The 18401-nt window shown below is 61.9% G+C and carries 17 protein-coding genes and 2 tRNA genes; 13 read left to right on the forward strand and 6 right to left on the reverse strand.

Annotated features, from left to right (window positions below; genetic code table 11):
* The first annotated feature begins 26 nt into the window (after positions 1 to 26).
* On the forward strand, positions 27 to 227 hold the full coding sequence (locus tag ABXH26_RS02630) for a hypothetical protein (RefSeq protein ID WP_353565476.1): 201 nt from the start codon (positions 27 to 29) through the stop codon (positions 225 to 227).
* A gap of 109 nt (positions 228 to 336) precedes the next feature.
* Here the strand turns inward: ABXH26_RS02630 and ABXH26_RS02635 are convergent, their stop codons facing one another.
* Both ABXH26_RS02635 and ABXH26_RS02640 read right to left on the reverse strand, forming a co-directional pair.
* Positions 337 to 1650, reverse strand: coding sequence for a bifunctional UDP-3-O-[3-hydroxymyristoyl] N-acetylglucosamine deacetylase/3-hydroxyacyl-ACP dehydratase (locus tag ABXH26_RS02635; RefSeq protein ID WP_353565477.1), 1314 nt, complete (start codon positions 1648 to 1650; stop codon positions 337 to 339).
* A gap of 85 nt (positions 1651 to 1735) precedes the next feature.
* On the reverse strand, positions 1736 to 2461 hold the full coding sequence (locus ABXH26_RS02640) for an NYN domain-containing protein (RefSeq protein WP_353565478.1): 726 nt from the start codon (positions 2459 to 2461) through the stop codon (positions 1736 to 1738).
* Between the two features lie 108 nt (positions 2462 to 2569).
* Between ABXH26_RS02640 and ABXH26_RS02645 the strand changes: the two genes are divergently transcribed.
* Genes ABXH26_RS02645 through ABXH26_RS02655 form a run of 3 tightly spaced genes read left to right on the forward strand, consistent with a single transcriptional unit; the run spans position 2570 to position 4659 of the window.
* Positions 2570 to 3337: an RluA family pseudouridine synthase gene (locus ABXH26_RS02645; RefSeq protein WP_353565479.1), complete on the forward strand. Its 768-nt coding sequence runs from the start codon at positions 2570 to 2572 to the stop codon at positions 3335 to 3337.
* The gene (locus ABXH26_RS02650) at positions 3330 to 4085 is read left to right on the forward strand and encodes a Nif3-like dinuclear metal center hexameric protein (protein WP_353565480.1); all 756 of its coding nucleotides are present in this window, start codon (positions 3330 to 3332) and stop codon (positions 4083 to 4085) included. The genes ABXH26_RS02645 and ABXH26_RS02650 overlap by 8 nt, the downstream gene beginning before the upstream one ends.
* Before the next feature lies 1 nt (position 4086).
* The gene (locus ABXH26_RS02655; protein ID WP_353565481.1) at positions 4087 to 4659 is read left to right on the forward strand and encodes a DNA-3-methyladenine glycosylase; all 573 of its coding nucleotides are present in this window, start codon (positions 4087 to 4089) and stop codon (positions 4657 to 4659) included.
* 7 nt (positions 4660 to 4666) lie between these two features.
* On the opposite strand, the gene ABXH26_RS02660 is transcribed toward ABXH26_RS02655, so the two are convergent.
* Positions 4667 to 4737: transfer RNA gene (locus ABXH26_RS02660), tRNA-Gly, on the reverse strand.
* 147 nt (positions 4738 to 4884) lie between these two features.
* Here ABXH26_RS02660 and ABXH26_RS02665 point away from each other — a divergent pair.
* The 9 genes from ABXH26_RS02665 (at position 4885) to ABXH26_RS02705 (ending at position 13893) form a co-directional block, all read left to right on the forward strand.
* Positions 4885 to 4958, forward strand: a tRNA-Gly gene (locus tag ABXH26_RS02665).
* A gap of 174 nt (positions 4959 to 5132) precedes the next feature.
* The gene (locus ABXH26_RS02670; RefSeq protein WP_353565482.1) at positions 5133 to 5594 is read left to right on the forward strand and encodes a hypothetical protein; all 462 of its coding nucleotides are present in this window, start codon (positions 5133 to 5135) and stop codon (positions 5592 to 5594) included.
* A gap of 95 nt (positions 5595 to 5689) precedes the next feature.
* Complete coding sequence (locus ABXH26_RS02675; protein WP_353565483.1) at positions 5690 to 6934, forward strand: hypothetical protein; 1245 nt, start codon at positions 5690 to 5692, stop codon at positions 6932 to 6934.
* A gap of 156 nt (positions 6935 to 7090) precedes the next feature.
* Positions 7091 to 9253, forward strand: a complete 2163-nt coding sequence (locus tag ABXH26_RS02680; protein WP_353565484.1) for a GumC family protein — start codon at positions 7091 to 7093, stop codon at positions 9251 to 9253.
* A 31-nt stretch (positions 9254 to 9284) separates the two neighbouring features.
* Positions 9285 to 9848, forward strand: coding sequence for a polysaccharide biosynthesis/export family protein (locus ABXH26_RS02685; RefSeq protein ID WP_353565485.1), 564 nt, complete (start codon positions 9285 to 9287; stop codon positions 9846 to 9848).
* A gap of 121 nt (positions 9849 to 9969) precedes the next feature.
* A complete protein-coding gene (locus ABXH26_RS02690) occupies positions 9970 to 10554 on the forward strand; it encodes a PDZ domain-containing protein (protein WP_353565486.1) in 585 nt (194 codons plus the stop codon).
* Positions 10555 to 10649: 95 nt separating this feature from the next.
* On the forward strand, positions 10650 to 12899 hold the full coding sequence (locus ABXH26_RS02695; RefSeq protein WP_353565487.1) for a carboxy terminal-processing peptidase: 2250 nt from the start codon (positions 10650 to 10652) through the stop codon (positions 12897 to 12899).
* The gene (locus ABXH26_RS02700; protein WP_353565488.1) at positions 12899 to 13591 is read left to right on the forward strand and encodes a YggS family pyridoxal phosphate-dependent enzyme; all 693 of its coding nucleotides are present in this window, start codon (positions 12899 to 12901) and stop codon (positions 13589 to 13591) included. The genes ABXH26_RS02695 and ABXH26_RS02700 overlap by 1 nt, the downstream gene beginning before the upstream one ends.
* Positions 13588 to 13893, forward strand: a complete 306-nt coding sequence (locus tag ABXH26_RS02705) for a gamma-butyrobetaine hydroxylase-like domain-containing protein (RefSeq protein WP_353565489.1) — start codon at positions 13588 to 13590, stop codon at positions 13891 to 13893. Before ABXH26_RS02700 ends, ABXH26_RS02705 begins: the two co-directional genes overlap by 4 nt.
* Positions 13894 to 13919: 26 nt before the next feature.
* On the opposite strand, the gene ABXH26_RS02710 is transcribed toward ABXH26_RS02705, so the two are convergent.
* The 3 genes from ABXH26_RS02710 to ABXH26_RS02720 are packed head-to-tail and all read right to left on the reverse strand — an operon-like array spanning position 13920 to position 18012.
* Positions 13920 to 15824, reverse strand: coding sequence for a hypothetical protein (locus ABXH26_RS02710; RefSeq protein ID WP_353565490.1), 1905 nt, complete (start codon positions 15822 to 15824; stop codon positions 13920 to 13922).
* A 9-nt stretch (positions 15825 to 15833) separates the two neighbouring features.
* Entirely contained in the window at positions 15834 to 16241 is a 408-nt protein-coding gene (locus ABXH26_RS02715) for a hypothetical protein (protein WP_353565491.1), read from the reverse strand.
* Positions 16242 to 16278: 37 nt separating this feature from the next.
* Positions 16279 to 18012: an ABC transporter ATP-binding protein/permease gene (locus ABXH26_RS02720; RefSeq protein WP_353565492.1), complete on the reverse strand. Its 1734-nt coding sequence runs from the start codon at positions 18010 to 18012 to the stop codon at positions 16279 to 16281.
* Positions 18013 to 18401: the final 389 nt, after the last annotated feature.

Consider the following 18401-nt stretch of genomic DNA (forward strand, 5'->3'; position numbering starts at 1 on the left):
ACAGACCCGTAAACCAAACGGCCCTCATGACCACCGCCGCCCAACTCAACGAATATCGCACCGCCTACTCGGCCGCCCAAGCGGCGGCGATTCGTGGTGGTGCCACGATTGGCCAGGCTGCTTCGCCTGAAGCGGAAGCCAAGCTGAGCAAGCTGCTCGCCGTGACCGCCGGCATGTTCGTCGCCTCGATCGCTTCCGTGGTCGGCGTGGGCATATGGATTTGCTGACCCTCTTCTTGGTTCGACCACCTCTGAGCCCACGGCTAATGAAAAGCGGCACCTCCCACGAGGTGCCGCTTTTGTTTTCCGAAGAGGATGAGCGCCTGCCGGAGGCGGGTCACTTGTCGACCAGCGCGAACTTGAGCTCGGCCTCGGAAGCGACCTCGCCATTGACCAGGCAGCGGCAGCGGGTGGAGCCGATCGAGCCGCGGATCTTGATGACCTCCGTCTCGATGTAGAGCGAATCGCCGGGCAGCACGGGGCGGCGCCATTTGACGCTGTCGGCACTCATGAAGTAACCGATTTTGCCGGCGTTTTCCGGCTTCCGGAGCATCAGCACGCTGGAAACCTGGGCCATGGCCTCAAGCTGGAGCACCCCCGGCATGATCGGGTGGCCGGGGAAGTGGCCGGGGAAGAACGGCTCGTTCATGGTCACGTTTTTGACGCCGACGCATTTGGTATCGCCTTCGAAATCGACGATCCGGTCCACCAGCAGGAAGGGGTAGCGGTGGGGGAGGATTTGGAGAATGTCGTTGATGTCGAGGACGGCCTCGCCGGAGGGAATCGCAAACGGCGCGGCCAGCGAGCGGACGCGGGCGTATTCGCGCTTGAGGGTGGCGGCGAGCTTGGTGTTCGGGCCGTGGCCGGGCTTGATGCAGATGACGTGGCCGAGGATGCGCTTGCCGGAGAGCATCAGGTCGCCGATCAGATCGAGCGCCTTGTGGCGGGCGAATTCGTTGGGGAAACGGACGGCTTCCTTGCTCATGACCTGGTCGCCCCGGACGACGACGGCGTTTTCCAGGGAGCCTCCCTTGATGAGCCCCTTGTCGAGGAGCGGTTTGACGTCCTCGTAGTAAACAAAGGTGCGGGCGGGCGCGATTTCCTTCTCGTAGATCTCCGGGGTGACTTCGGTGGAAAAATACTGGGTGAAGCGTCCCTCGGGGCCGACGTTGGTGACGGACACGCGGAAGGTCTTGCAGGGGACGACGGTGAGCAGGGAGCCGTCGCCGGTCTCGAGGTGGATGGGCTCGCGGATTTCCCAGGTTTTCCGCGGAGCGTTCTGGGCGACGATGCCGGCTTTCTTGATCAGCTCGACGAAGGGCGTGGACGAACCGTCGCCGATCGGCGGCTCGTTGGCGTCCATTTCGATGATGGCGTTATCGACGCCCAGCCCGCAGAGCGCGGACAGGACGTGCTCGACGGTGTGGACCTTGACCGAGCCCTCGGCGAGGGTGGTGGCGCGCTCGACGGTCTGGACCTTGTCGACATCGGCATCGATGAAGGGCTGGTCGGCGATGTCCGTGCGGCGGAACTTGAAGCCGTGGTTTTCCGGGGCGGGCTTGAGGGTCAGGGTGACCTTCGAGCCGGTGTGCAGCGAGGTCCCTTCGAGGGTGGCGGCGGCGGCCAGGGTGTGTTGCGCGTCGGCGGACATGGGGCGGAAGTAGCCAGCAGCCGACCGGAAGAGGCAAGGGTAAACCGCACCCACGGCGTCGGCAGTGCTGGTGCCGGCGGGGACGCTATTTGGCTTGTGGATCGCGGATCAGGACGTGGTTGGACTCGCGTTTGACGTCGAAGATGCCGATGGCCTCGAGCAGTCCGCTGAGCTTGGCGTAGCCCCAGTTGCGGGAGTCGAAGTCGGGGCGGCTTTTCTGGATGTGCGAGCCGACGCCGCCGAGCTGGGCCCAGCCGGCTTCCTCGGAGGCGACGGCCTCGACGGCATCGCGCAGCAGGCGGACGAGCTTGGTGTCGCTCTTGAGCTGGGCCGGCGCGGTGCGTTTGCCGGCGGCGGAGGTGTCATCGGACTTGGCGCCGAGGATCTCGGTGTAAATGAACTTGTCGCAGGCGGCGACGAAGGGCTTGGGCGTTTTTTTCTGGCCGAATCCATAGACCGAGAGGCCGTCCTCGCGGATGCGGGTGGCGAGGCGGGTGAAGTCGCTGTCGCTGGTGACCAGGCAAAAGCCGGCGAAGCGGCCGGTGTAGAGCAGGTCCATGGCGTCGATGATCATCGTGCTGTCGGTCGCGTTCTTGCCCTTGGTATTGGCGAACTGTTGGACGGGCTGGATGGCGTGCTCGGGGAGCTGCTTTTTCCAACCGCGGAGCTGGTCGGTGGTCCAGTCGCCGTAAATGCGGCGGACGCTGGCGGTGCCGTATTTGGCGACCTCGTCGAGGAGGTCGGCGATGTTGGCGGGCGAGGCGTTGTCGGCGTCGATGAGAACGGCGAGGTTCTGGGTGGGAGTGGACATGAGAATCGGTGGATGGAGCGGGTGAATTGGAACCCAGACCTGCGGCGGGAGGCAAGGGCGGGGCGGATTTCCCTCGCTACCGGCTGCTTGGTTCCTGCTACTTGCCCCATGCGGGCGGTGTGCGAATTCGAGGTGATCGACGAGTCGCCGGACTGGATCGTGGTGAGCAAACCCGCTCCCCTGGCCGTGCATCCCGCCAACGGCAAAGTCGAGCCAACCTTGCTCGGCGGGCTCGAGGCCTTGTTGGCGGCAGAGCTGGCTGGCGGAGGGCGGCTTTCGATCCTGACGCGCCTGGATCGGGAAACGAGCGGCCTGGTGCTCATCGCCAAAAACCCCGAAGCGGCCCGTGAGCTGGGAGGGCAGCTCGCCCGGCGCTCGGCGCACAAGGAATACGAGGCGATCGTCCACGGTTGGCCGGAGTGGGACGAACGTCAGGTGGACGAGCCAATCCTGCGGGCCGGCGAGGCCGGGGAGTCGGCCATCTGGCTCCGTCAGCGGGTGCATCCGGATGGGCGGGCGTGCTGCACCGGCTTCAAGGTGGCGGCCCGATTTTCACGCGAGGGGGCGGCCTTCGCGCGGATGATTTGTTTTCCCCTCACCGGCAGAACCCATCAGATCCGGGCGCATCTGGAACATGTGGGGCATCCGTTGGTGGGGGACAAAATCTACGGAACGGCGGGCGAGGCGTATCTGGCGCAGTTCGAGGACCGGCTCACGCCGGAAATCGAGGCCCGCCTGATGCTGCCGCGGCAGGCCCTGCATGCGCGGGCACTGGGGGTGGAATGGCGGGGGGCCGAGCTCCGCTGGGAGTGCCCGCTGCCGCCGGATTTGGCTCGGTTTTTCGAGGGGACGGATCTAGCTCAGAAGCATGGCTGAGCTGCGAGAGATCCGCGATTTCCTCGATCGCGAACTGAGGATCGGTGACATTCCTGACTACTCGGGCGCCGTCAACGGGCTCCAGCTGGAAAATGGCGGGGCGGTGCGCAAGGTGATGGCCGCGGTGGATGCGTCCCTGCCGGTGGTGCTGGAAGCCGTCGAATCGGGAGCTGATCTCTTGCTCGTGCATCACGGACTGTTCTGGCAGGGCGCTCAGCCCATCGTCGGAGGGCATTGGCGGAAACTCAAGGCGGCGATCGAGGGCGGGCTCGCAGTTTACTCCGCCCATCTGCCGCTCGACGTCCATCCGCAGTGGGGAAACAACTGCCTGCTGGCGGAGGCAATCGGTTTCAAACCCGACGGAACCTTTCTGGAATGGAAGGGCTTGCCGGTGGGATTGACCGGAGGCATGGAGATCAGGCGGGATGAACTCGCCGAGCGCTTGGAACGCGCGGTCGGGGGAGCCGTGCACGTTTGTCCCGGGGGCCCGGAGCGAGTCCTCAAGGTGGGACTTTGCACGGGTGGTGCCGGGTCGCAGGTTGCGGAGGCTGCGATGGCCGGCGTCGATGCCTTCATCACCGGCGAGGGCCCCCACTGGAGCTATCCGCTCGCCGAGGAAATGGGGATCAACGTCTTTTACGCCGGCCACTACGCTACCGAAACCTTCGGGGTGAGGAAGCTGGCGGAGGTGCTCGGCGCTGGATTCGGTATCGAAGCCGGATTCATCGACCATCCGACCGGTCTCTGAAATGGGCGATTCCCTGACAGCCCGGTTTTTCGAGAACTCCGCGATCCAATGCGCGCGGGACCTCATCGGGGCCGAATTCTTCTGGGGGGGCTGCCATGGGAGGATTGTCGAAACGGAAGCCTACCTTGAGCACGGCGATCCTGCCTGCCACACCTTCAGCCGGCCGAGCGCCCGGGAATTCGTCGCCCGCCACCCGGCGGGAACCGCCTACGTTTACCTCAACTACGGCGTCCATTGGCTTTTCAACGTCCTGACCAAGGATTCGGGAGGGGCTGGCTTCGTGCTTTTCCGCGCCATCCAGCCGCTCGGTGGACTGGAGCTGATGCAAGAGCGTCGCCATACCCGCCGGGAAATCCAGCTCTGCTCGGGGCCCGGGAAGCTCTGCCAGGCGTTCGGCATCCGGAGTGACGCCCACGCCAAAAAGTTTCTGGGCGGACCAGGGAAGGGGATTCGTCCGCGCACCGGGCCGGTCAAGATCGCGGCGGGAGCGCGCATCGGCATCTCGCGGGGCTCGGAATTCCCGTGGCGATTTGCCGAAAGGAATTCGCCCTACCTCAGCAAGCCCTTGATTTAAAGGGGGGTACGGGTGATGGGAATCGAACCCACGCCTCAAGCTTGGGAAGCTCGCGTTCTACCATTGAACTACACCCGCAAGGAACTGCCCGCGCCGTAACGGCCGGACCCGCGGAAAGCAACCCCATTTTCCGGCGCAGAAACGCCTTGCCGAAACCTTAAACCATTTTGAAAAAAGCCTTGCCGGGCTAACCGCTGGGTGGTTAGTAACAGGTCATCCGAAAGCGCGGGTATAGCTTAGTGGTAAAGCTCTAGCCTTCCAAGCTAGCTATGCGGGTTCGATTCCCGCTACCCGCTCCAGTACCAATCCAGTACCAAGCATCCTCTCCAATTAGCGTCATGAAACCAACGTCTCGACTCCTCGTTCTAGCTGCGGCCGCCTTCGGTGCGCACGTGGCTTCCGCAGCGGACTGCATTGAGCTGTCCGTCACCGTCAAGCACGCCGTCGCCGCCGATTCTTCGAAGGTTCTCGAAGTGGTCGAAAAGCAGGTGGCCGCCAATCCCGACTGCGCTTGCGAAGTCGTGAAGGCTGCGATTGCCGCCTCTGACGCAGATGCCAAGGCAGTTGCCTCCATCGTTGAGGTGGCAGCCTCGGTGGCCCCCGATCAACTTCGCCTGGTCGCCCAATGCGCGGTGGCTGTGGCCCCCGACTCGCTCAATGAGGTCCAGATGCTGATGGCCCGGATCGATCCCGGAAGCGGCGAGCCGATGATGAGCGATGCCAAGAGCCCCAAGGCTCCGATTGAAGTGAAGCCCGCTTGGAATCCTCTCGATTTCCCGGGTCAGGGCCCCGTCGGTCCCAATCCGGGCGGTCCTGGTGGCAACCCGCTGATTCCCGTCGGACCCCCTCCTACGGTGCCGCCGCAAACGGTTCCTCCGGTCATCGAACCCCCGACGGGAACGGTTCCGAACATGTATTATCCGCCGCTCTCCTGAACGATCCGTGAAAGTGGGGCGTCCATGAAGGCTTCGAAATTTCTTCGGCCCGCCTTCATCCGCTCCTCCCCCTTGCATCCACTTCTCTTAAGATCATGAAATCGAACTTTGCCGCCCTTCTCGCCGGTGCAGCCGCTCTGGGATCAGTGCACGCTGCCGAAGGCCTCTATTACATCGGATCCGAAGCCCAGGAAAGCCTCCCGCTCAAGTGGGTGGTCGGCGTCAACGCCATCTGGGATGACAATGTCACGCCCACCGCGGTCGGCCCCGGTGCCAATGACGAGGCGTTCAGCTTGAACCCCTATGTCGGGGTGTCCTTCGTCAACATCACTCCCCAGTCCACTCTCGATGTCTATGCCCGTTTGGGGCTCGTCTACTACATCGATCAGCCTGCCGCCATTGGCACCGACGATATCTACCCGCAGTCGCGGATCGGGGTGAACTGGACGCACCGTTTCTCGGAACGTCTCCGTTTCAGCACCCGGAACTTTGTCGCCTATGAGCTCGAGCCGGACTACGCTTACGGTTTCGCGACCTCCCGCCAGCTTGATGCCTACCTCTACTGGCAGACCGACAATTCCATCGGTTACCGCTGGACGGAGCGTCTGGCCACCTACACCGGCTTCAATGTCACCGGTCTTGACTATGACAGCGCGGTGACGAACTCCGATCGTCTTATCTGGGGCGTTTACCAGCAGTTCCGTTATCAGCTGTCGCCGCAGTCGGTTGCTACCCTTGATTACCGCTACAGCCAGACGGATGCCGACGGCCTCGCTGCTGATTCGTCGTCTCACTACATCCTTCTCGGTCTTGAGCATCGTTTCAGCCCGAACACGATCATCGTTGCCAAAGCGGGTGCTCAGATCCGGCAATCGGACGCTCTTTTCGGAAGCGATAGCACCAACCCCTACGCGGAGTTGGCTCTTCGCAGCCGCATCAACGATGTCTTTTCGATCCGTAGCTTTGTTCGGTATGGATCCGAGCCGTACGACACCGTCCGTCAAGTGGCCCTTGGGCCGCTTTATGACTTCGATGATCGTCGGACCCTCCGGGTGGGCGTGTCGGGAGAATACATGATCTCCCCCATGCTCAGCCTGTTCGGTGGAGTCGACTACATCGGTGCTCAGTTTGATGACGGACGCTTGGTGTCGGGTGTCGGCCCGCTCACCGCCAACAGCATCGATGAAGATCTGGTGAATGCTTATGTGGGTCTCTCCGTGAAGTTCGCTGACAGCATTTATGGAACGGTTAGCTACAACTACACCGACAGCAGCTCGGACTTCGTCGGATACTCCTACGACCGCAACCGCGTCAGCGTCGGAGTTCGTGCTGAATTCTGATCCCATTCCATTCGCTTAAGGTTTCTGAACTGATCTCGATTTCACTGTTCTCAAACTAGTCGAAATTTCAATGAACTCCCGCAATGACCATCATTGCGGGAGTTTTTGATTTGAAATGGTTCGCTTCCATCCGCAAATAGACGGCACTCGAATTCCATGACCTCTCCCAACTCCTCCAACTCCGAAGCCGGACTCCATGCAGTCGATTACTGGCAGGTAGTTCGCAATCGATACGGGATCATCCTATTGGCCTTCCTGTTGGTCTTTATGACCGCATTGGTCATCACCTACGTGATGCCGAAGCGATACGAGTCCAAGGCGGTTCTCCAGGTGCGGTTGAGCACCCCGGCGATGGAGGTGATGCCCGGGGTGGCAAGAGCCCCGTCAAACCTTTCCCAGTCCTTCTTGCAGACTGAGTTCAAGGTCATCACCTCCCAGAAGACCCTGGACATCGTCATCGACGAGCTCGACCTCACCAACCACTGGAATCTCGACCGGGAGCAGGTTCGAGATCAGCTGGCTGGGATGATCGACGCTCAGAACATCCGGGGAACGGACCTGATCGAGATCCAAGTCCGGGCACAGAATCCCCAAGACGCCCGGATGATTGCCGAGCGGGTTTCGAAGGCCTACCGCATTCGTCGGGGGGAGCTTGAAAACAAGCGGTCGGATCAAGCACTCTCGGAGCTCAGGGATGCGGTGATCGCCCAGGAGGACTTGGTGGAGGAGAAGCGTCAGGCCCTGACCACGCTGATCCGGACCGAAAAGATTCCCTATGTCTCCAACCAATCCGGGATCAACAACCGGACCTATACCGAAATCGATGATGCCCGGAGTGCCGCCGAGCGCTACGCGGAACTTGAGGCAGAGCGGATCCGCCTTGAGAGCCAGATCGAGACGCTCCTTCGCTATGACGGTGACCAATTGATGACTTATGCTTCGGGCTTGAATCTGCCGGAGAATGTCATTCGGACGCTTCATCCGCAGTATCTGGAAGCCCAGCGCTCAATGAACGCATTGAAGGCGGGCGGACTGGGAGAGAACCATCCCAACGTGAAGCAGCAGAAGGAGATCATCGAGGGTCTCAAGGGCCAACTGGAGGACGGAGTGCTCGCACTGCGGCAGACGCTCAACGCCCAGCTCGAGCTGACGCGGGAGCAGGCGGAACGCCTCAAAGTGGCCGCTGACTCGAAGGAGGAGGATGCCGTGACCATGGGCATTGCGCGTCAAAGCTTTGATCAGGCCCGGTCCGATTTCGAGACGGCGCAGGATTTGCTGGAGGAACTCAAGATCAAGGAGATCGGAGAGCAGATGCAGCGGCGGATTTCCGAGGATCCCGTGATCGTCCACGAAGAGCCGGTTGAGTCCCAAGCTCCGGTCAGCCCGAACATCACTCTGAACCTGGCTCTGGGTGCGATCGTCGGCCTCGTGTTCGGCGTTGGGATCGCTTTCTTGCTCGAATATCTCGATACCTCGGTGAAGACCTTGGAGGACGTGGAGCGCTATCTCCAGGTCCCGGTGCTTGCCGTGATCCCCAAGGACGTCGGCGTTCTTTACAAGCAAAGTGGCATGAGCCCGGACGCCGAGGCCTATCGAATCCTCAGGACCAACATCGAGTTCAATCGGAAGAATCCGGAGGACAACGCCATCACCGTGATTTCGGGTGGTGCGGGTGAAGGCAAATCCACCACTCTGGTGAACCTGGCCTACATTTGCGCGCAGGGCGGCTACACCACGTTGATGATTGATGCGGACCTTCGCCGCCCGCGTCTCCACACGTTCTTCGAAATCAACAATTCGGTCGGGCTGACGAATTACCTTACCACCGACCTGATGCTTGAAGATGTGATCCTCCAAACGCCGGTCGATAATCTCTATTTCATGCCGTCCGGCATCCTGCCTGCGGACGCGGCGGGTATTCTCAACTCGCGCCGGATGTCCGAACTGATTCAGGACGTGAAGCAACGCTTCGACCTCGTCCTGATCGACTCTCCTCCGATCCTCGGCGTGAGCGACGCCTCGGTGCTGGCGAGCGAAGTGGACCTCACCATGATCGTCGTCCAGCACCGGAAATTGCCGCGCAACATGCTGCAGCGGGTGAAATCGACGGTCGAAGGCGTCGGCGGGCATGTGATCGGTGTCGTGCTGAACAATGTGGACGTTCGGAGCGACAGCCAGTACCAGTATTACACCAGCTACTACACCTACTACGCACCCTCGGACGCTCCCGCGCCCACCAGCGGAGCCAAACCCAAGTCGTCGACGAAGGCTCAGGCGACGCGGACTTTGGATACCAAGGAGCACGACGACCTCTATTAAGCCCGATCCGGATTCGACCCCATCCCGCACGATGAAAACATTCCTCTATCTACTCCTTTGCCTGTTCGCCCTTGAAACCCAGGTTCAAGGCCAGACCGCCATTCAGGCGGGGCGTGCCATTGAGATCCGCATTCTCGGGGTTCCGCCGGAAGAGGCGGCTCGGGTCAACAACACCTATCCGGTGTCCGAGTCGGGCTTTGTCCGGATGCCGTTCATTGGCAACGTGAGGGCCGCCGGGTTGAGTCCTGAATCACTGGGCCGGAGTATCGAAGCGAGCTATCGAGCCGCCCAGATCTATACCAACCCCACGGTGCAGGTGATTTCGAGCAGTGACGAGACGGTGGCGGAATTGATGCTGACCGTCGGGGGCTACGTCCGCAGGCCGGGGCCGGTGAAGTATTTCCGGGGCCTTACCCTCTACAATGCGATTCAAGCGGCGGGAGGAGCCAATGAATTCGGCAGCATGTATCGGGTAAAGCTGCTGCGCGACGGCAAGATCCGCGAATACAACATGTTCGAGATTCAATCGAAAACCGTGCCGGTGGAGCCGAACGACACCATCGAGATTCCTCAGAAGAATATCTTCGGCCGGTGAGCGGGCGATGAACCGAAGCTCCGCTGGACGTTTCATCCGAATCATTCAAGGGGGGATCCTCGCTGCGGCGGGGATCCCGTTTTGCGTCCGGGCGGAGGTGCCTTCCGTGCCGGAGGAATTGATGCAATCGCTTAAGAGCGAGGATTATCCGGAGCGCGTGGCGGGTCAGCGGCGGCTGCGATCCTGGATGGAAAGCCACGGACGCGATGGGCTCGAGTCGTTGCGCCGGGCTGTGTCGGATTCTACGGATCCCGAGGTCCGGTCGATGATCACCGAAGTGCTCAGGTCGGAGGTGCTTGATGCCTTGGATCGGAAAGGGCCGGGCTTTCTCGGCATCGCCATGGGACCCGCTGAAGAAGGAGTCCGGGTGGGGGCCATCACCGCGGGGATGCCCGCGGAGAAGGTGGGGATTCAGGTCGGAGACATCATTCTCGCGGTGAACGACATCGCCTTGGCGGATGCCGATCCCCCGAGCCAGTTCAGGCGTCTCGTGGGCGGAAAGAAGCCGGGCGACGAGGTTGTTTTCCAGGTCAGGCGAGGGGCGGACACCTTGGAGATCCGGGCCATCCTGGCGCCCCGGCCCCTGAGCACTCCTCTTCCCAATGGGAACATCGACCCGGATCTTGAGGCAGCCGCGCGCGAGGCGAAATTCCGCGAATGGATGGAAATGCGGGGGAATGAAAAAATCCCGGATTCGCGACGCTAGTAGGGGTGGAGCCTCAGGGGTTTTGGATTCGACAACCCCGCGCGGTGTGCGAGGCTCCTTCCACCCTTGCTCTTAAGCTTAATCGCATGATCGGAATGAAATCCCAGGCAGCGGCGGCCCTGGCCGTCACCGTGGCAGGAACCTTGGCAGCTTGCGCCCAGCAGACCGACTTCAACCAAGTCGGGTGCCAAATGGCGATCATGCTTCAAAACAGCCACTTCGACCGTGCGAGCCAATCGTTCAAGGACTTGAGCGATGATTTCCTCGCCACCTACCTGCGCGACCTCGACTATGGGCGGATTTATTTCACCCAGCATGACGTGGATCGCTTCGAAAAGCAGTATGGTGATCGCTTGGCCACCATGCTTTTGGAGAAAGACAGCATGGAGGCCGCCACCGACATTTACGAAACCTTCGTCAAGAGGGTCGAAAGCCGCGTGGCGCAGGCCAACGAGGTCCTTTCCGAGGACAACATCGATTTCACCAAGCCCGAGACCATCATGCGGTCCCGGAAGGAGGCGGCCTGGCCCAAAGATGAAGCGGAAGCCAAGGATCTCTTCCGGAAACAGGTCAAGGAAGCGCTTCTCTCCGAGCGGCTCCGCCGCGAAATGGTTCTGAAGCTGGCCAAGGAACAGTCCAAGGAAGAGCTTTTCAAGGACGAGCGCAGCCCGGAGGACAAGATCAAGCTCCGCTATGAGCGTTTCCTCCACACCGTGCGGGACGTGGATGAAGAGGACGTCGCCACGTACTTTCTGAGCGCCGTGGCGAAGACGTTTGATCCCCATACGGACTATCTCAGCTTCAAGCAGATGGAGCGGTTCCGCGATGACATGCGCAACCAGTTGGTCGGCATCGGCGCGCTGCTGCAGGCCGAGGAGGACGGGGCCACCAAGATCATGGGAATCGTGGTGAACGGGCCCGCCGACCGGGCCGGCGAACTCCGTCTGAACGATCGGATTGTCGGCGTGGATCCGAACAATTCCGGCAACCCCGAGGACATGGTGGACATCATGTTCATGAAAATCGACAAGGTGGTGGATCTGATCCGCGGCAAGGAGGGCACCGAAGTGCGGTTGAAGGTCGAGCCGGCCGGCGGCGTTCCCGGCGATTCCGAATTGCTGGTCATTCAACGCGGCAAGGTGGAACTCAAGGATGAACAGGCGACGGCCGAGGTGATTGATCGCGTCGGCGAGGACGACGAGCACCAGCGCATCGGCGTCATCACGCTCCCCTCTTTCTATGCGGACTTTGACGGCGGAGACACCCGCTGCTCGGCCGATGTCGAAGCCCTTCTCGACCGGCTGAACAAGGAAGAGATCGATGGCCTGATCCTCGACCTCCGCAATAACGGCGGCGGGGCTTTGGAGGAAGTGCGGCGCATGACCGGCTTCTTCACCAAGCGGCTCCCGGTCGTGCAGGTGAAGAACACCTTGGGTCAGGTCCAGGTGAAGGAATCCGAGAACCGCCGCCCGATTTATTCCGGCCCGATGATCGTTCTCACCGACAAGAGCAGCGCTTCCGCGAGCGAAATCCTCGCCGGAGCCCTGCAGGACGATAACCGCGCCGTCATCGTCGGAGAGTCCTCGACCTTTGGGAAGGGCACCGTGCAGCAGCCGATGGACATCGGGCGCCACATGCCTTTCTTCGCCGACCGACAGCGGGCGGGGACCCTCAAGGTCACCATTCAGAAGTTCTACCGTCCCTCCGGCTCATCGACCCAGAACCAAGGGGTCATCCCCGACGTGGTCCTGCCAAGCCTCACCGACGCCTTGGAAATCGGGGAAACCTACCTCGATCACGCACTCGATCACGATGTCATCCGGCCCGCTCCGGGTTTCGATCCCAGTCCGAAGAGCGACTTGTTTCTTCCGCATCTCCGCGAGATGAGTGCCAAGCGGGTTGAGGAATCGACCGACTTTGGATACGTCCGCGAGGATGTGGCGCGGGAAACCAAGCGCCGTGCCGAAAACGAAATCTCGCTGGTGATGGCCGACCGGGAGGCCGAACTCAAGGATGCCGACAAGCTGCAGCACGAGCGCAACGCCGAGCGTCGCAAGCGCTTTGCGGACATGGAGACCACGGACAAGAAGGATCTCACCTTCTACAAGCTGACCTTGGATGATGCCGTGGAAGACAAGCCCATGAAGGTGTTCGATCCGGCCGAGGAGAACAGCGGCTACATGCGCCGCGCCAAGGACAAGACCGAGGAACTCGATACCACCCCGGAATGGCCGAGCGGCCTCGATCCCTACAAGCGCGAGGCTTTGTCGATCATGGGGGATCTGGTTGACGTCACGCGCGACGCGAAAATGGCCGGCATGCTGAAGTCGTCGAACCTTCGCTGATGAGCCCCGGTGCGAGGCTTGGCGCAGTCCGCGATCGGGTGGCCCGCGCGTGTGAGGCTGCCGGTCGCGATCCGGAGGAGGTGAAGCTGCTTGCGGTTTCGAAGACCGTCGAAACCTCGGGAGTTCGCCCGATCTATGAGGCAGGACAGAGGGCCTTCGGGGAGAGCCGCCAACAGGAGGCGGAAGAGAAGATCAGGGCCCTGCCGGACGACATCGAGTGGCATTTCATCGGAACGCTGCAGCGGAACAAGGTGCGGAAGGTGCTCGAAGCCGGGTTTGCGGTCATCCACAGCATCGATTCGCTCAAGCTGGCCCGCCACGTCGATCGGATCGCTGGAGAACTGGGCATCCGTCCGATGGTGTTTCTCGAAGTGAACATCGCAGACGAAGACTCGAAAGGCGGCTTTTCCCCCGACGCGCTGCGGTCCGGACGAAGCGAGATCCTGGCCCTTGAGAATCTGCAGGTTGCCGGTCTGATGGCGATTCCGCCCGAGGAGGAACTGCCCGAGCGGGCGAGAGCGTGGTTCCGGCGGGTTCGAGAGCTTCGCGATGAGTTGGCCGGAGATTCCGGTTCCGGTTGGAGCGAACTCTCCATGGGAATGAGTGGCGATTTCGAAATGGCGATCCTCGAGGGTTCAACCTTGATCCGCGTGGGAACCGCGATATTCGGAGCGCGCAGCGACCCAACATGAAACTGGAACATTGTGCAGTGATCGGCGGAGAGCTGGCTCTTGCCTTCGACGACGGATTTGAGGCCTACCTGCCCTTGCTTTTCCTCCGCCGCGCCTGCCCGTGTGCGGAGTGTCAGGGGGAGCCGGATGCCCTTGGGCGCGTCGTGGTTCCCGAAACCTCGATCGGCGATCGCGGCTGCGAGATCGCGGGCATGGACCAGGTCGGCGGATACGGGCTTCAGATCCGTTGGGCCGACGGTCATTCGAATGGCATCTACAGCTATCCGTTGCTCCGCCAGCTGGCCGCCGCGCTGGAAAACTGAGCGTTCCCCTCGGTTCCCGGCGACCGTTAGTTGGCCGATGCAGGGAGGATTTTTTCCGCCAGGCGGTCGATGCCGTCCTTCGCGAGCGAGCTGTCCGGGTAGATCGAGCGAGCCTTGAGATACCAGCTCAGTGCCGAGCCAATCTGGGAGTCGGTCCGGTTCTCGAAGCCCCGGGCGCGGTCGAGCGCCTTGGTGAAGTCGGCCACGTTGGGGGCCAGCTGCTCAAGCTCCCGGCCGAGCTTGGGATCGTCGGGAAATTCTTCGCGCAAGGTGGCGAGCTGCTCCCAGGCCGCGTAGGGCTGGCCCATTTTCTCGAACTCGGAGGCCTTCTCCAAGGCGCCGTCGATGCGGAAGATGTTGCCGACAATTTGCTTGAAGGCGTCCTCACGGGTCGCGTCGCCCTGGATGGCGGGTGCGATTTCATATTGCCGGCGGTGGATCTCGCGGAAGTTGCTCTCGCTGAGCAGGCGGTCGAAGTCCTGGCGGATCCTCGCGAGCCCGCTGCCTTGCTCGACGAGTTGGTCGAATTCTTCGAGCTTGGGATTCTGCGGCCACACTTCCATCGCCTTCTGGATTTCGGTGGCGGCCTTGTCGTTATCGCCCTGCGAGGCGGCGAACTTGGCGGAGTCGATGTGCATGTTGCTGACTCGGGTGAAGGCGGCGATGGCGGCCTCGGCCTTGGTGGGATCGAAATCCGCGGCGGTTTCCTTCAGTTCATCGACCAGCTCGCGGGCGAGGGTGTAGTCCTTGGAGTCGAGTGCGGCGATGAGCTTGTAGGACTGACGGACGTATTCGAGGATGCGGCGCTTCTTCTCGCGCGCCAAGGTCTGGACCGAAGGCATGAACTCACCGACCATGTAGGCTTCGCTCAAGCGCTTCGAGGCGCTTTCGAGTTCGCCGCGCTCAGCGAGGAAGGAAAAGGCTTCGACGCCCTTGTCGATATCCCGGATCGCCTCGTTGGCGAGCGCGTCGATCGCCGCCACGGTGGGGCTGGTGCCGAAAGTTTCGCTGAGCATCTTGGAGACCTCGGAGTCCTTTTTGAGTCGGAGCCGGTTGTCGCCATCGGAAAAAACCTGGTGGTAGAAGCGGGCGGCCATCATCACGTGCTGAAAGCGGCGCTGGACGAAGAACTGGACCATCAGGGCCTGGTATTGGGCTTTCGCTTGGATGAGCTGGACCTCGTTTTTGGCGATGTTCGACTTCTTGAGAGCCTCGATTTCCGCGATCCGTCGGACGGCTTCCTGGTATTCCAGCGATTGCATCCCTCGGCCGGGAGTTTCCGCAGGCTTGGATGCAGTGCCGGGGGTGCCACCCTGGGCATTGGTCTTCGACTCGTTGGTCTTCGCAGTTTGGTTCAGCGAGCTGTCCCGGTCCATGGCGCTCTTCCAGTCGGCATCCCCGATGACGCGTTGCTTCTCCTGCTCCATGGCCTCGTTGAGGGCACGCGTCTTGGCCACGTCTTTTTTGGAAAGCACGGCAGCGTAGATCGCTTGGGAAAGCGAGTCACAGAGTTTGGCATCGCCGGGATAAGTGGAGGCGCGGGGCAGCAGGGCAACCGCGCCGGAGAAATCCGGCCCCCCTTCGTGGTGGGGCGAGATCTTGGCGAGGATCTCGGCGATGGTGTCGCGATATTCGACAGCCTCTTCCGAATCGTCGGCGGGTTCGTTGAGGTAGCGCTCGAAGCGGGCGGAAAGCAGGCGGTTGTCGGTGGCGGCCCAGCTGTGGCCGTTCCAGCTGACGAGCTCGCTGGAGGGATCGAGGAAGGGCAGCTCGTTGCCGGCAACGGGCTGGCTGTTCGGCTGCTGGGGCTCGCGTCGGATGACCGTGTCCTGCGCGGGGCCGTCGGGGTTTTTTTCCGCGGCCGGCGGCGGGACATAGACTTGGGCGACCGCCAGCGAGGCAGTGAGGCAGAACAGGGCAGGAGTTTTCATGGCGGTGGCTCAGAGCGGTTGGATTTCCTCGGCCACGGCGATGCCGCCATCGCGGAACCGCACCCGGAAGGCGTAGTCGCGACCGCGCTCGATGTTGATGTCGGAAAGGTTGGCGGGGATCTCGATGCCGAGGAATTTCGGGGTCGCATCCTGGCCCACCTGCAGGGAGATGAGCTGGCCGCGGTCGACGGTCCAGGTCAGCTTGCCATCGACCTTGCCATTGACGACGTAGCTGTTGCCGCGCAGGGCGTTGGCGTTTTCCTCGACCTGCGCCATGTCGAGGGGCGCGCCGTCCAGGTCCGAGGCGGCGGAGCGCCCGCCGAGCAGGAGTTTTCCCCCGAAAAAGGCGGCAACGAGGAGGGCGACGACCCCCACGATGAGGGCGGGCTTGGGTCCTGAACTGGCGCGGCGTGGCATGAGATCGATGGAATGAAAAAACGGGCGGACGGGAAAATCAATGCTGCCAATGGTGCCGGCGGGTGCCGATCCAGGCCGCCAGCAGCCCGGCTGCGATATGGAGACCGAGGGTGAAGAGGCAAGTCTCCCGCCCGGACAGGGTGGTGTCGATGACCGACTTGACGGCATTGAGCACTTTCCCATCGAGGGCGCTGACGCTGCCGGACCACGCCCAGTAGGCCGAAATGAAGGGCCGGGTGAACTTTTCCACATGCTCCGGCAAGGCGAGGACGGCCCCGGAAAGCGGGAGCTGGAAGCCGACCAGATAGATCGACAGCAGGGACGCCTGCTCGGCGGTCTTCATGAGGGCGGAAATGGCGAGGCAGACGGAGGTCATGGCCGCATTGACGAGCAGCAGGAACATCAGGTGGGTCCGGAAGTCGCCGCGGAAGCTGCCGAAGAAGTTGACGAACGCCGCCATCCATACGGACTGCACCAGGACGAGCACGCCGAGGAAGATGATCTTGCTGGTCAGGTAGGCGGTGGGTCTCACGCCGCCGAACTTCTCCTTTTCGAAGATGTTGCGCTCGCCGGCTATTTCGCGGGCGGAGTTGTTTGAGCCCATGAGCGACAGCAGGATGACCTGGAACATGATAATGCCGCTGACGGCGGACCCCACCTTGACTTGTTCCTGGCGGACCATGCGTTGCTCCTGGATCTCGGCCTGGAGGTTTTCCTGCCGGGAATCGGAAAGCGAGGCGATCGGGCCCTCCGCCTTGTCCGAAAAAAGGGTCACCAACAGCGGAAAGCACACGATGATGGCGAGCTGGAGGAAGATCTGGCCCTTGTCGCGGAAAAAGATCCGCCAGCGGCGGGAAAGAAGCGTGCCGAGCTGGGCGAAGAAGCCGGGACCCCGGACCGTGGGTTCCGGCGGGGCGGGTTCCCCCGGCGAGGCGGCGCCCGACTTCTCCTCCGCCGGCGCGCCCCCGGCGAGGCGGATCATTTTTCCCTCGTAGGCGTCGCGGTGCTTCATCCACGAGCTCTGCCAGCGCTCGCTCGGCTGGGTGGCGAGCTTGGGATAGACCTCCTCGGTGTCATCGACGGAAAAGTAATGCGTCAGGTGGCCCGGCGGTCCGTGAAAGGCCACGCGGCCTTCGTGGAGGACCAGCACGGAGTCGTAGAGCTCAAGGTGGGCGAGCGAGTGGGTCACGGAGAGCACGATGCGGCCGTCGTGCCGGGCGAGATCGTGCAACAGCCGCACCACCTCCCGCTCGGAGCGCGGATCGAGGCCGCTGGTGACCTCGTCGCAAAGCAGGAGCTTCGGATCGGAAACCAGCTCCATCGCCAGTCCCAGCCGGCGTTTCTGGCCGCCCGAAAGCACCCTGACCTGGCGGTCGGCGATGGCGGTGAGCCCGGTTTCCTCGAGGACGCGGTCGATCCGATGGTCCAGCTGCTCGGCCGAGGCGGTGCGCACGCGCAAGCGGGTGGCGGCTTCGATGGACTCATCGACCGTGAGGGGTTCGTAGGCGATGGAGAACTGGGGCACGTAGCCAATTTCCGAAGGGTCGAAATCCTGGTCTTCCGAGAGGTTCCGGCCTTCCCAGAAGAGCGAGCCGGCGGATTCCGGATTGAGACCGGCGATGGTCCTCAAAAGGGTGGTCTTCCCGCAGCCCGAGGGTCCGACGATGGCCATGAAATGGCCTTTCGGCACTTGGATGGACACCTGGTCGACCAAATTGAGCGGGTTCCCATCCTTGGTGATGGCGAAACAAACTTCCTGAAGTTCAAGCACGACGACGATCTCTCCTCAGTTTCGCGACGAGGGAAGCCGATCTTTCGTTCCGGAGGAAGGAATTCGACCCGATGCCGGACAAATCCGCCCCAGCTGTGTCAAGAATGCACAATGCGGCGTGCGTTTTGCCACAGTGCGACGCTTTGACCGCCACCCTCCGGCAGCGGGAATAGTCCGGCACCGTTGGCAACCTGTTGATAGAAAGGGCCTCCCTCCACCCGCATCGCTTGGCATCCGGCGCGGCACGTCCATTGCTGGCAGGAAATGGACGAGACTCACCGAAGTAGGTGACAACAATGTCATTACAAAGTCGGGCGTGTTTTTCGGAATAATTTCACCACCCGTGGCGTTTAACCTCAATAGAATCCCGATTTTCAGCATTTCAACCT

The sequence above is a fragment of the Haloferula sargassicola genome (genome assembly GCF_040362925.1).
In the GTDB taxonomy this organism is placed as follows: domain Bacteria; phylum Verrucomicrobiota; class Verrucomicrobiia; order Verrucomicrobiales; family Akkermansiaceae; genus Haloferula; species Haloferula sargassicola.